Annotated in this window: 6 protein-coding genes and 1 pseudogene; 1 reads left to right on the top strand and 6 read right to left on the bottom strand. The window is 40.3% G+C overall.

Annotated features, from left to right (window positions below; translation table 11 throughout):
- Nucleotides 1–139 precede the first annotated feature (139 nt).
- Nucleotides 140–739 (bottom strand): hypothetical protein, encoded by a 600-nt coding sequence (locus tag E5A76_RS18575; protein ID WP_053989409.1) that lies wholly within the window; start codon nucleotides 737–739, stop codon nucleotides 140–142.
- Between the two features lie 61 nt (nucleotides 740–800).
- Between E5A76_RS18575 and E5A76_RS18570 the strand changes: the two genes are divergently transcribed.
- On the top strand, nucleotides 801–1,919 hold the full coding sequence (locus tag E5A76_RS18570) for a tetratricopeptide repeat protein (RefSeq protein WP_161119833.1): 1,119 nt from the start codon (nucleotides 801–803) through the stop codon (nucleotides 1,917–1,919).
- A 138-nt stretch (nucleotides 1,920–2,057) separates the two neighbouring features.
- On the opposite strand, the gene E5A76_RS18565 is transcribed toward E5A76_RS18570, so the two are convergent.
- The 5 genes and pseudogenes from E5A76_RS18565 to E5A76_RS18545 all read right to left on the bottom strand — a co-directional run.
- Nucleotides 2,058–4,823, bottom strand: a complete 2,766-nt coding sequence (locus tag E5A76_RS18565) for a hypothetical protein (RefSeq protein ID WP_161119832.1) — start codon at nucleotides 4,821–4,823, stop codon at nucleotides 2,058–2,060.
- Nucleotides 4,824–4,841: 18 nt separating this feature from the next.
- Complete coding sequence (locus tag E5A76_RS18560) at nucleotides 4,842–5,384, bottom strand: OmpA family protein (protein WP_107166340.1); 543 nt, start codon at nucleotides 5,382–5,384, stop codon at nucleotides 4,842–4,844.
- 13 nt (nucleotides 5,385–5,397) lie between these two features.
- A complete protein-coding gene (locus E5A76_RS18555; protein ID WP_237458983.1) occupies nucleotides 5,398–11,892 on the bottom strand; it encodes a hypothetical protein in 6,495 nt (2,164 codons plus the stop codon).
- Between the two features lie 231 nt (nucleotides 11,893–12,123).
- Nucleotides 12,124–15,411: a hypothetical protein gene (locus E5A76_RS18550; RefSeq protein WP_237458985.1), complete on the bottom strand. Its 3,288-nt coding sequence runs from the start codon at nucleotides 15,409–15,411 to the stop codon at nucleotides 12,124–12,126.
- Between the two features lie 91 nt (nucleotides 15,412–15,502).
- Nucleotides 15,503–15,759, bottom strand: a pseudogene (locus E5A76_RS18545) (hypothetical protein); the annotation flags it as partial.

Below are 15,759 nucleotides of genomic sequence, written 5' to 3'. Positions count from 1 at the left end.
TAAATAATAATGAATGTGAGAAATAATAAAGGATATCGCTGTTTATTTAATGGCTATATTTTATCACTAATCATTAACTTGCTTATTTAAGCAACAAAAAAGCCTCGCAATTGCGAGGCTTTTCTTAATAATGTGACAACTACTTAATCACGTTATTATCTTTCATATTAGAAATTAATATCCCTGTTAACTCATCAATAATATTATTCATATCGGTAGGATCAACCGACTCTGATGAGGTTGACCATACTGGCACATGGCTCTTTGTATCAAACAAGGTAAATTCAACGTTTACGAATTCATAAGACACGGAGTAGCTATCGTCATAAATATAGCTGTATGACGTGTTGTAATAGTTATAGAAACTCACACTTCGACCATAGCCAAAGCCCGTATTCCCAGGGTATCTAACCTCTTTATCCTCAATGTTAATCAGCTTAGCCACAAATACGGTTTGTGTATTATTTTTCTTTACATAAGCTTCAATATCACTTTTTGATGGAAGCTCATTAGGAAAAATTTGTGAACTTGGTATTGCGTTTACACCATTCGCACGGAGCTGATTAGACATATCATCTTCAAATATTCTTCTTACGCGCAAGTTGTCAGACATCGCAACGACGATCGTACTTTTTATAGGAAATTGAGTATAAGTTGTGTCAACCCAAGAGGAAGTTAAATTACTTGAGGAACACGCTGTTAATAGACCACTTAATAGAAAAATAAATAGGTTACGCATAATACATCCCTTAACTTATGTTCTAAAATTAACAATAGTACAGGGATAGGAGAAATCAATTATGAAAAGGTTATTGTTACCTGCTTTAATATTATTTTCAGGATGTTCTATTGATAATTCTGAAAAAGAGAAAACATCGACAGTAATAAAAAAGCATGCTGATGAAAAAAAAGTTAAACAAGCGACTCCTGCAGCAATAACATTAGAAGAAAGAATAGAAAAAGTCGAAAGCCCTGACACCTATCAATATGAAAAAACACATCATATTTCCGCTATCAAAAAACTAGCTATTGATGATCCCAATGCAATGTTTTATATCGCAGCCTTATATGAAGAAGGGGAATTACTCCCTTTATCCCCAGAAGAAGCCCGTGCGTTATATAAAAAGGCGGCCGATAATGGCCATACTCTGGCTCGTTATTATCTCGCACTGATGCTTATTGATGGTAGAGGGGGAAAAGCCAACCACAGTGAGGCTGAGCGACTCCTTTTTATTAATCATGAAAAATCACATGGTCCTTCCTCTTATTCTTTAGCTTATCTTTATTTTATTCATGACGATTTTGAAAATACCGTCAAGATCATGGAAAGCAACAAAATTGAAATGCATGAGAGTAATGCATATTTACTCGCTATCTCCTACTTACAACTAAATAAAAATCTCGATAAAGCCATGACACTTCTTCATGATGCAGCTAGTAAAGATCATAATTATTCACATCAAACATTAGGGAAAATTTATCGTCATGGTATCCACAATACCAAACGAGACTTGGAAAAAAGTTACTTCCACTATACTGAAGCAGCAAAAGACAACGATCCTAAAGTGCTATATGAAGTGGCGACACTCAGTTTTAAATACCCTTTTTTAATCAATAGCAATTATGATATCCCGTTAAAGCAACTCACTCTCGCAGCAGAAGAAAACTATGAACCAGCGACATTTCAATTAGCAAAACTCTACGATCAAGGCTATCAAATTCAGCAAGATTATAAACAGGCACTCTATTGGTATAAAAAGTCTGCTGAATCTGGCAATAATAAAGCCATGTATAACTTAGCTAGTATGTATGCTAACGGGGATGGGGTTGAAGAATCTTATGAACAAGCGGAATTTTGGTTAGAAGAGTCTGCAAATCATGGCAATAAACGTGCGATAGAACTTTTAGCGCAAGAATAATTATCCTTTCCTTTTATTTCTCTTTTTATTTTCTCCTCCATTTTTCATCTACCTCCCTTTTAAAAAGAAAAAAAACTTGCTTGGCGAATAATTGCCAAGCAAGTGTTTCCGTTAATAAATAACGAGAATCAGTAATTCTTATTCATCTATTTTTATACCAAAAGTCAATGTCACTGAATCACCAGGAATAACAGTGCCAGCGCTACCAATAATTGCACCTGTACTACCATTCAAAATATTATTCAAGGTACCTGCTGTAATTGATGGGACACCACCAGTTACTATAAATGAGGTATAGGCAGGTGATACATCTTCAATACTCACATTCAGTGCATCTTTAATACCGACGTTAGTTGCCACTAACTGATAAAGAACACACTTACCAGGCTCAACAGATAATTGTGTCGTTACGAAAGGTGAGTCAGCCGTACCATTACAATCGGTATCATGCGCTTGCTCTTTCACAACTTCCATATTGGTATTAGATACTCTGGTTGAATCAATAATTTCTAATACTCCACAAGGACTAGTTAATGTTATCGTCGTAAGGTTAATAACACCCTCTTGTGCATTCGCAGGCACTAATACTTTAACGAAGAACAAAACATTTGAATTTGCTGGAATGCTTGCAATTGATGTTATCGACGCATCTGCACCATTAAAATCACCAGAACCATCAGTGTCTTCGTAAATTACAGCATTGAAGCCAGTAATACTGTTCGCTACCGCAATCGTCACAGGTCCTACAGGATCATTGCTGTTATTCGTTAATGTATGAGTGTAAACCTTCGAGCCCCCCACATGTGTCACACCCGATAAGTTATTAGATGAGCCTACACATAGGCCGCTATTATCAACGGTGACAGCATCATGCTTGGTATCTGTTGCACCGGTTGTTTCAGAAGTGACTTTAAAGTAAATCGATTGGGTGACCGTTGCCGCTGTGTCAGGTACCGTCACATCAGCATAAACAAGAAATGCTGCATCAGGTGCTAATACAGGGATCCCTGTGATCACATTATCAGTTGAATCTTTAAATACAACAGTCCATCCAGCCGGTAAATCACCAGCACTGAAATCGCTATCGCTGTATTCAAGTTTATAACCATCAGCTACCGCTGAAGTATTAGTGACATATAAAGTAAAGCGAGTGGTTTTACCTGGCTCTACCGTATTGGTTGTCACTGCTGCGGTTTCAGCGCCAGCACCAAAACCACAATTATCATCAGCTGCATCACAACTATCTTCAACTGTAGTTGGCGTTTCTGCACGGAAGTTATTAGTTAAATCAACAGTGCTTAATTCAATGGCACTTAATTGATCCGTAACTGTATTGGTCTTAGAGATGTCATTGGATGAGGTTGCACGTTTCACCACTTCATAAGGACCACCGGTTGCGTTTGGTGGCAGTGTCGCAACAAGCACAACTTTATAACCACAGTTGCCATTAACATCCGTTACTTGATAGCTACGACATGTTTGCCCTGATGCAGGGATCACACCTGTATCAGGATTACTATCGTTGTCAGTATCAACTAACGGTGTAACACCATCACTTTTATAAATGTAGAAACTGGTGCCAGCAGGGAAAGTAGAGCTCTCATAAGTAATATTGAATGTGTCTTCAGCATTACTTGTATTCCAAATGTAGTTAGTAAAGTAAACACGCTCACCTTGCTTCGCAGTTGGCACATTGACAATTTCGTGATTGGTATCATCATTACCATCACAGTTATTATCCGTACCAGTATCACAACCACCATTGTTAGCAATTACGCTGTATTCTGCATTGATCCTAAACGGTACTGTGTTGGTATTGGTAGATTCGACTTCGCCAGGATCTACCTGTCCACTATTATCAGCATCAAATCCATAAACACCCGTGTTATAAACGATGCCAGCTTCAGCACCATTATCAATCATCACTTCAAATGAAACTGTGGCTGATTCATTTGATGCAAGACCATCCATTGTAAATTCAACAATGTCACGAGTCGGACAGTTAATGGCATCATTTACACAAGTCGTGAAACTTAAATCAGATGTACCATCAGTACCACTACCACCTGCAGTGACGCCCGAGGCTGTTAACTGAGTACCAGAAACACTCCAGTTCACACCACCGTTAAAGCGCATCCCCTCAGGTAACTCATCTTTCAAGATAACACCATTGGTATTGGCTGGATCCATATCAGTAATACCAATATTGGTATAGGTGAAGGTTACGGTATAAGGACCACTTGGCGCCGCGCCATTATCAGCACTGATCGACTTAGTGATATCAATAATTGGTAAATCGGTGACAGTAACATCATCGGTATTGGTTTCAGTACCCACCATCCCCGTCGCAACAGGTACACCATTCACATCTACCTGTTGACTGGTGGCTGTAATGGTTAATGAATCCGATGAATTCAACGCAGCCGCTGCGGAAATATCTGTCACAATAACAAAGGAATAACTTTCACCTGGTGCTAATGGCCCTATGATGTCTGTATTTGGATCAATGGCCGCTACACCTGCATCCTCAACACCATCGTTTGGCGAGTTATCAGGGTAAATAGACGCCCCTGCAATCACAGCACCGCCAGGTAAAACAATATCAAAGTCATACGTATCGGTCACATTACCTGTGTTAGTTAACACATGAGTAAAGGTTACCTGACCACCAGCGGCAGCCAATTTAGACTGATCAAACGTCAACGTCATGGCCGCTACAGGTTGTACAACAGTTTCAACTAAATTTGACGTTGTACTACGTTCGATCCCAGCACTGTCTCGATACGTTGCACCTGCTTGGTTCTTTATCACTGTTCCTGATTCAGTTAATGCTGATGCATAAAAACTAATCAATAACGAAACAGGCATCAAAATCTTGATGATAAACCTGTAGAAGACATTCATATGACGCTCCTCCGCCGATTATAAGCTATTTACTGGATTCATAATGTTTGGCTCCAGTGGCAGCTTCGATTTATCAAAGAACATTGTCACTGGCTCATGATTCGCATCGAGTAAAATAAGTTGGGTACGGCGATTTGCTCGGTTATCACTTCGGCTATCACTATGAATAAATAGCTCTCTTTCGCCTGTACCAATCAGGGTCATTCGTGATGATGATATCCCCTGACTCTGTAAGTAATCCCCAACAACCTGAGCGCGACGCATAGAAAGTGCGTCATTATATTCTTCTGAACCCTCAGGATCTGTGGAGCCAACAACAGCAACATTAAAAGATGGATTCTGTTGTAAAACATTCACTGCATTCGCTAAACGGCTTATTTCAGCTGGTGTTAACTCTGATTTATCAAAACCAAAATTTACAACACTTGGCCAAGCATCTATCACAATCTGTGGACACGCTTTTTGGCAAGCTAAAGGACCGTAGTCTGCATATATTGCTCTATCACTTACACACCCACTCATATAGGTACAAACAAGCAATAAAAATAATCTTACTTTCATTAGTTAGTTACCTCTATTCACTCAACCAGCCAAACAAGCCTTCATCAAGTTTGAACATCATGTTGAAATAAAAACCTTGCAGGTTATAACCTTGAGGGTCGAGATCGCTGTCTTCAAACCCGATTCCATTGTAGCCAATACCCGCACGTAAATTTTTCATTACTAGGTAGTTGATTCCTAAGCCATAAGAGTAACGGCGACTACTTAATCCATCAGTACCTAAGATGCCGGCATGTAAATCAAGATCCCAGCGGCGGTTGATGTAGTAGATCACGCGTCCATCAATAATGGTGGATACTGAATCGTAGCTATAATCGTATTCGTTATAGTCTTCCCACTTAAGTCCTAAGCGGCCTGATAGTAACCAGTCTGCTGATGGCTGATAGTTATGGTGTGTGGATAGAATATGAGCAGTTCGAGTGACGTCGTTATGGTCAATCTTCCACTCATAGACACCTAGCATGTTATAGACGTTTGTTAGTCGTGGACGGTAAGCAATACCTGCACTGAAGTGTTGATTCCATGAGTTAGCAGAGTTATCGCTATCAACATAACGGAACTCTTCACGAATCAAACCACTCCAATCTTGGCTTAAACGTGTTACCCATGCGCCAAGTAGGCCGTAGTAATTTTCGTCATCGCCATGGCGATATTCGATTCGTCCGGTCGTTTTATAATTAGGATTACGAATATCAGCGACACCTAATGACACGGCGATACCTGATGTTCCTTCTCCTTTAATCACTTCAATATATTCCGCAGCAGGATCAATACTTAACCCAGGGATAACTTCAAATTTACCACGGTAGCCATTAGCAACTTCCAGAATGCGGCCATCTGATGCGCCACGTTGACGGAACTCACTAAAGGTACTGCCACCATGTTGCCAATCTACATCGATACCAGCGGTTAATAAGCTCGTGGTACCACTACCTAAGTTGCTGATCCCACCTAGTGAATCGATATACTCATAATTGGTATATAGGTTGGCTTGCTTATGAATATTCCAATCCGCTTTGATATTGAAGCGTTGCTGAGCATTGCTATTGAAGCTACGTTCATATTCCGTATCAAATCGACCGGCACGATTGAAGAAGTTAAAGCTACGACCTAAGCCAACAATCGCAGTAGTGAACTGCTCTTTATCGCCAGCATCGGTTTCATTTTTGATATAGCGAGAACCTAAACGCGTCGTCCATGCAGTACCAAACAGTTTGGTATCAATGGTTGCGCCTGCTGATTGCTGCTGATCGTTAGTGGTTAATGATTCAGAATGTGATGCTTCAACATTTAAGTTAGTTAAACCAACCAACTTCTGACGGTGGCGTAAGCGCACTTCTTGACGTGCAGGGGTAATACCACCTGTGATATTGGTGAAACCTTCTTCTGCATAAGCATATTCCAACTCAGTTTGGCTTGAGTCACTCCAATCACGCTTCAAACGTAATTTAACTGCTGAACCGCGTTCTAGTTTCTCACCGGCAACAGGGGTATTAGAAATAATCGTATTGGCACTTTCATTACCTTCATGGGTCATGGTCGCAACAGAAGCCGTTAATTGTGTTTGGCTATCAATGTTGTAGTTAGCCCAAATACTTCCTAACTTGTACCCTTCTAATGCATGTGTGTTTTGCTCATACGATAGACCTAATGCAAGTGATGGAGTAAATAGGTAAGAAATTCGACCACCCGCGATGGTGTACTCTTTACCATCTCCTTCTAAGTCGTAAGAAATACGTACTTTAATTGGATCAAGGTTCTCATCAATACTTGGGATAACACGGTTAAAGGTAATATCGCCGTTAAAGTAATCGATGGTGTAATCAACATAGCGGATCAGATTAAGCTCACCTAGCACCAAGCCTGGATTATCACGGCTATAGGTTACTAAAGTAATGGTATCGCTATGACGGATAATGCGTTCATCACCAATGTTGTAGAACATGGCAGTACCATTACCATTGATTTCAACCACTTTATGTAAGTCTTCTGGCCTTGCTGCGTAAGCTTGAGCAATAAAGCGACCATTGTTATACATACTATTGAAACCATTGAGTACTTGGCTCGTAACCCCTAAGTCAGCCACATCTGCACCATCCGATGTGGTGTAATCACCCCACATCACAAAGTGACGATCTTTTTCTAACTTAGCAAACCATTTACTGGTACTACGTGCATCATAACCTCGGATACTTGCATCACCAGGTAGTGGATAGTAACTATCAGGAGCCATTTCACGTAAGAACTCTTCATCAGATTTGTCACTATCGTAGCTCAAGGTTAAATGCATACCGCCTTTAACGTTACCTTTCATGAAGATAGCGGCACGCTCATCATCGCTGTAGCTATCATCTTCATAGCCTTCCGCTTGACGAGATGGCTCTTCACCACTGATACGTCCATAACGGCCGGTATATTCAAGTAAACCAGAAACAAAGAGTGGACGCTCTGCAGCTACTTGATAAACACGAACGGTATCAGCAACATCATCTAAAGAAACGGTGACATCAATAGGACCCGTTGTATTAGAGCTACGTAAGTAGACTGTTTTCTCACCATTCACGACACGTACTTGATGACCTGTTTCATCTGGGTGAATGTCAGGCTCTAACCAATTGTTATCGCGATCAGCATTCAAGGTAACAAAGTAAGTACCACGTGCTACCTTGTTATTTTTATCGAACAGTTTAATTTCAATAGGAATAACAGAGCGACCACCGTCAGCACGTAAAACTTGATCATTTGTACTTAAGCTAATGCGATCAGCCGAATCAGGATGAGAGAACACTTTACTTAACAGTGTACGCTCGTTACCAAAATCATCTTTCGCTTTCACTTCAACAAGGTTATCACCCGACTCTAAGTTCACACCGTACCAGCCAAGAATTTGGGCTTTCTCACTCTCGTTACGGATTTGCTCACCAAGTTGAGTGTCACTCACTCGGCTACCATTCACATATAGTGATGGGGTAACGCTCGCTGGCACAACAACGATAAAGCGTCCGTGATAGCTATAATCTCCTTTCGGCCAATACCACGTTCCTTTTTTCGCTTCTTCACGTGTGATCTTCGCTGCGTCTTTTTCTGGTAGTGGGATGTTGTCCTCTAACTTGTTATCAATATTGATACGTGCCGCATAAGGGATCTTGTTATACGTGGTATCAACTACTTTGGTGACATAACTACTGTCTTGTAGTTTCTGTTTAAGCGGCGTTAATAACTCTGGTTTATCTGCAAAACCAAATCGAAGTGATGCATCATCCCCACCCGCACTATAAACATACGCTTCATCCTGAATACCCGATGGTAATAACGTATACAGCTCTTTCATCGAACGTTCAGTGCCAGAACGGAACTCCAACGCATAACCATTGAACGTTTGCATTATCGGTGACAGGTTAGCCGTATTATTACCAGATGTATTTGCCGATTGTGGACCACTAATAATCCCGGAAGTTAGCGCACTACCTTTCGCTTCGACACCGCTGGTTCTTAATCCTTTAAATTGCTCTGCTGTATTGAATAACCAATCGCCATTAATGTCGCTATTACGGCCTTTTAGCTCATTAAACACAGCTTCAGGATTATTTTTCGGACATGGTGCAACAAAGTCTGCTTTATGGAATTCACCACGACGTAAGTCAACGAAGCGTGAATCTCCCATTCCGGCATTACGAGTATCAATAGGTTGTAATTCGATCCCTTCTGGTAAGGTTTGTTTATCTACTTTAAGTACATGATTACCAGGCTCAACACCGAACATTGAGTACTGACCATTTTCATCAGTAATCACATAGTCACCGGTTTCTAGGTAAATTTTCACCCCACCAATTGGCCAAGGGCTGCTCTTAATCTCATCATTACAATGAGCATCAACATACACTTTACCGAAGATAATACCGCGTTCAGACATCACACCTGTTTGTGTAATACCCAACTGGTACCTTGCAATATTAGACGCTAATGGCTGACCACCATCAAGGGTACTAATAATACTTGAAGCTAAGGTATTACCGACGGCTTGTGCTGAGTTAATACCATCAGAATCAACAGCACCTGCAGTTAATTGAAGTAAGTAGGTAACAACATAAGTACCATTGTGCGGCGCAACATTTGCACCATCAACATCACCAAGCTTGAACTCGATGCTGTATGTGCCCGTTTGAACAGGATCTTCCAATGGCTCATCATTAAGGCGCGCACTACCTTTCATGTATTTAAAGCCGTAAGGTAGTTCATCAACAATACGAGTATTGTAAATAGTGGCTTCAGGTAAGTTATTTTTCAGCGTTAAGGTGTATTTAACAAACTCACCAATTTCAGCGGTATCTTTATCTGCTGTTTTCGCTAACGTTAAACGACGATCTAAATTAGCTGGGTCTAGTGGGATATCAAATATATTCAGACCATTAAACGAGTTGATATAAAATAGACCTGAATTCTCTTCTCCGGTAAATCCATTTGCACCGTATGATGGCGCTGAAACATTATAAGAAATAAATACTTGAGGATCTTTATATTGCGTTGGCCAAGTATATCCTTCTGGCGGCTCAACAATAATAAAGTAGCCTTCATCTGATATTGGTAGTTTTGGATAGAATATACGTCCATTTTCATCAGAGACCGCAGTAACAATTGGGTCACCTAATACTTCAGGAACTTTTCCATCAACGGTTTGGTAGAATTTAACTACGGCACCTTCAATACCAGGAATTAAATCGCCATTCTTATCATATTTAAAATGGGTCGAATCAAAGACAGTGAATTGTGGACTAACTGTTGCGACATCTTGAAGGAATACCGTGTTATTTTGGGTATCTCTTACTTCTACAGTGAGTTTGTCATTTGGATTTGATTCAATGCCACAATTATTAAAGGTTCTACCATTTAAACCATTGGCTCTAAAATTAATAATATCGTTAATTTGAGCTTGTAATTCAGGTTGGCTTAACTCACCTGTTCTCCAAACCCCAGGGTACGCTTCATGACAATAATTAGCATCCCTTGTTCTTGGCCCATTAGGATCTGCTGGTTCAACAGCACTAATTGGCATCACACTTCGGAATATACCTGTATCAGGGCCCGTTTCAGCAAATACCCAATAGAACTCGTCACCAAATGATGAACGAAGTTTTACAGGGAATCGAGAATCTTTAGGACCAATAATATCAATTTCTGAAGCACTTAAATTTGCGATAGGTAAATTGATACGGGCATGAATAGCATCCAATTTTGTATCATAGTTAGGAGTTCCCTCACGGAAATAGAAATCAGTCGGGAGGAAGTGATTATTATTAGAATAGTTAATCCCATCCCCAGCCAGATCAACCGTTGATGTATTCACTGTTTCAAAATCAATCAGCTTACCTTGAGACTGTAAACCAACCCCTGATAACGTATTACACTGAATATTACTTTCAACAATCAGTGGGTCGCCCGCTAATAAATTCACACTTGCTTGGCTATAAACCTTAAACTCAGGCGAATTATTCACATTATTTACTTTAGAATAATATGTGAAATGGCCTGTGGTACCTGGTTCCATATTTTCAGGTGTTACCAAGAAACCCATTTTTTCAACAATACCATTACCATCCCAAGTTGAATAATCTATCCAGTTTAATAAACGGTCATCACCATTAGTAATTTCACCAGTATGCAAACCTACCAGTACAATACCGCCATTAAATTCAGACAACGGAGAGCTTAAAATAATTGGCGTATAATCGCGCTTAGGTTGACCATTAACAATGCGATCAGGCTGAATAGTTACATTCGCTGCTTTATTCACCGTAATAAGTACGCCAGGATGTTTAACTTCAATTAAAGCACCGCTGCTATCTTTTGTTGAAAATTTGTAAGATTCGGTTGCAGCTTGCGGACGTTCTGTCCCCACACTGTTATATACAACCTTATATTCAATATCTTCACCTGTCTTCACTGGAGATTGACAAACAGGATCAGAACCAACGGTTAGATTTAAAGCAGGTCCATCGACCACAATAACTTCAGCTTCTGATTTCTTAATTAATTCAGGATCACCACTTGATTGCGCATTAAGTGATAATAAGAAGTTATCATTTTCTGATGATGAATTTGGCGTTGTGACAACATACGTTAATTGAAGAAACTCTCCAGGGGCAAGCGTTGGAGTAATATATGAACCATCTTCATTTTTTTCTAATTCCTTTTCGCCAAAATTATGCAATCCATCGCCATTCTCATCAATATATATTTTTATCTCAGTTCCTTCTGTATATATATCCCCACTATCACCCGTTAAATTATTAACGTTTAATACATAGGAGTCTTCCTCATTCCCTGTATTTTCTATAGTAACGGGAATACTTGCAGTACCACCAATAGGTACATAGCGAGTAACTTCAGGATCTGAATTACCATTATCTGTTGGCGATATAGTATAACTATATACACTTGCAACAGTGACGTATGAATAATTAGATAAGACCTTTACATCCTCTCCCAATTCAGTATTAAAATATGTCATCTCAGCTTGATTCAATATTTTAGTACCAGCACTTGTAATAGAAAATGCATATGAACTCATACATAATAAAATGAATATAAAAAAGCTTTTCATTTTAGACATAAAATTTAAGAGTGCCATAAGCGCTCTCCACTGGCTAATAATTCAAAGAAAGATAGGCTTATTAAACGTATTTAAATAAATAGGTTTAATAAGCCTCCCAATTAAGGGAGGCTTATAATGAGTTGGTTATTAATCAACTTTAACAGTAAAGATACCTACTGCTTTATCACCAGGAGCTAACGTAGCTGCATCGTATGTAACGTTGCCGCCAGTTTCAGCACCAGTAACATCCGCACCCGTTGCTGCTGTTGGGTAACATAGGTTACCTAAATCAGCTTCTTGTGTAGTGTCAATTGGATATGCTGGATCTGTAGGCGCTAATGAAGAAGTAGCTAGATCTGTAGTTAGACGACAGTCTTGTAACGGCTGAGTCGTCTCATACGTTGTGTTCTCTGGTACAGCATCTGAAATCACTGTATTTAGCGCTGGAGTTTGACCTTGGTTCCAAGCTACCAGCATCCAAATCACACATTGTTGAGGTTCGATACCTTCAAAGTACTGCGTGAATTTAGTATCAGCGGTGCCGTCACAAGTCGCATCTGGTGCTGCATATTTGTAGAGACGAACCTGACCACGAACAATTTCAGTTGTATCTTCAGCAGATGCTGTTAGCGAACTATCTGAATCAGACTCAGCTGTAATTGTTGTTAAGTTCACACTACCTGGTGCTGCATCAGCAGGGCCAAATACCGTCACTTCCATTGGGATACTTTCACCAGGCTCTAGTTCAAACATTGGCGTATTGTCAGCTAGACAAGTTAGCTCAACGGTTTGAACTGTACCATCACTACCTTCAATTGAAAGATTACGAGGTGCAGGACACAATGCCGTTAGTGCTGTATCAGGATCACCATCACCATCAGTATCGATCTTAATGATATGAGTGAAGCCGTTGTCATCAACCGAGGTTAGCTTGATATCTGTTTCCGTTGTGTTACCTGTATTAGTTAACACATGGTCGTAGATAACAGAACCACCTGGCTCAACTTGGTTTTGACCTGTTGGTGGAGTAATAGCGATCGCTTTCGCTGATTGAACATCAATTGCTTCCACCTTGCGGTCAGTTGCACCTGAATTTGCAGATGTCACTTTGATAGAGATGATATAATCTAGATCGCCATCACTATTAGCATCAATTACTGATGGTTGTTGACTATCTGCTAGTGCTTTTAGCGGATCTGAAGGAATGGTAATTTCAGCATTAATGAACTGTACAGAATTCGGTGGAATTTGTGCAGTTGAGAAGATTTGCTGACCAGTACCTGGAATATCAGCGTTACCGTCACCAGTGGTATCAATACCCATATCGATGAATTTCACAACCCATCCATCAGGTAATGCTGTTAACCAAGAATTGGTACCTGCATCATAGCTACCTTCTGCTGCTAGCGTGAATGAGTCTTGACCGCCACCTTTGTTAGCAATGTATAACGGCGCAGTCACCGTTGTACCTAACGCAGGATCATTAAATACAGTCGCGATATCATCAGCAGGTGTACCATCTGCATCTAACACACCATCAGAAACATCAACAGGGTCGACATTGGTTGCTGCAGCCATGGTTGCAGGTGTAAATGGTGTATTCGAGATATCAACTGTTGGAGGAGTAACACTTGTCAAACGCTCAATCTTAGAGTCTGTTTGTGTATTATCATTCACTGAAGTTGCTGTTGTCGTCGCTTCAAACGGACCACCACTCGCACTTGCAGGTAAACTTACCACTACACGCACTAATGTTTGGTTACAAGCAACTGTAATACCATCAATAGTCGTTGCTGGATCGCCTGCTGCCACACAAGTTGAAGGTGATATAGCACCAGTATCAGCAATACTATCACTATTGGTATCAACTAATGGACCGGCACCCGTTGCGTCCAAGAACTTAAAGGTCGTGCCTGCAGGGTATGGGTTAGTAGGACCATTCGCTATCGTTAGGTTAAATGTATCTGTGCTATTACCTGTATTAGTAATCAAGTTATAGAAGAATACATCACTACCTGCAGAAGCATTATCTACAGTTTGTACGCCATCATCAGTACCATCATCATCACCACCATTTCCACTGGTGGATGGACCGTTCGTACCAGTATCGGTAATCGTACCGCCATAGGTATTTTCAGTTGTAATCGGAGTTGGATTCGTCGTGATAGGACCAGGCTTAGTTGTGCTACCACACTCGTTATCATCAACGTAATCAGTATCACCCGCACCACCATTTAAGTTAGCACAGATATAAGCTTGGTTATCAATTGATGATCCACCTTCAACTAGATTTGGTGAATACCAAACCGAGAAGTTCATTGAAACCGTTGCACCTGAAGGTAATGAATTATCGATAGCATATACACCAGGTACAATGGTATCTGTTGTATCACCATCATGGTTAAGATCTAACCCACCAGCAATTAAAGCTTCACCACCGTTTTCTAACGTACCACCGTCTTGGTCAAGATCAAACCCTAATGCAGTCTCATCCGTTAAGTTAGCAGCACTTGTAACCACAGTATCACCATCAGCAGCAATTAATCCTGGGCTAGAAAGTGACGTTGGAATCAAGGTAGTACCATCAGGAATACCATCAAACATGTGTACATCAGTTGCAGCAGTATTACCTGTATTCGACGCTACAATGCTGTAGTTAATGATGTTTACGGCTAAATCCGTACCAGGATCACCATCGACATCGATACCTGTACTTGACTCTGTACCACCTTTGATTTCATTTGCTGTCTTATTCACATTAATAACAGCATCGTTAGTGATAGTGATTAAGTCGCCATTTGTATCATCGGCACCATCATTATTCGCACCAATATCTGTCACAGCATTAGCAACTGGAGCACCTGTACCTTCATGAGCTTGAGCTGTTAATGTGACACCAATTTTATCACCGACAGCCGCAGAGCTTGGTACTTCAACCGCTAAGATATAGTAATAAGTTTCGCCAGCAGGAATGGTAACAACAGATCCACTCGCTAACGCAGCTTCGCCATTATCAGGTCTACCCGTACCGTTTTCATCCCAGTACATAGTAATACTTGCGGCATCAATATCATCTGGGCCACGTGGATCAGTACCTGGTAAGTTTTGAGCATACGAAAGTGTAAAGTCTTCAGGACCATTACCAGTATTCGTTATCTCATGAACGATATACTTAATCTGACCAGCGGCTGCTGTATCGTCAAAGTCATCTTTTAACGTAGCTGAATAAATTTGTGCTACTTTTACTACTGCTTCATTAGAAAATGCCTGATAGGTATTACCCAACGCATCTTCATAATCAACTTTCGCTTCGTTTTTAATTTCAACACCAGCTTGAGTTGTAGATGCAAGGGCTTGGCTAGTAAGTGTACCTGCACCTATCATTATGAGACCCGCTGCAACCCATCGAGATATAGGTTTTAAATGCGTATTCATAAAGTGGTTACCTTTTAAGGTCGTTAATTTAATTTACGATAATGTAGCTAAACCCTTGCTATAAGCATGGGGTAGTGCAATCACTTATCGGTTATTTAACTTCGATACGATAAGTGAAAATTTGTTTTTCCTTTGCGTTAATAGGAACATTTGGCATCCAGCGAATTGCCGTGTATTTTTCTGGCGGAATAATAACTTCAACTTCTTTACCGTCTTTCATTACTATTCTTTTTACTGGTTCCGGTTCGAATGTTTTGCCTCCATCAATACTTACAACAAAATCAGAATTAATTTTTGTGTTATTTGTGCCGGAAACAAAAAAGGTATTTTGAGGAATTGGTCCAGTAA

Origin of the sequence: Photobacterium lucens (assembly GCF_009873615.1) — a bacterium.
GTDB classification, from domain to species: domain Bacteria; phylum Pseudomonadota; class Gammaproteobacteria; order Enterobacterales; family Vibrionaceae; genus Photobacterium; species Photobacterium lucens.
This window is presented reverse-complemented; position numbering and strand designations above follow the sequence as displayed.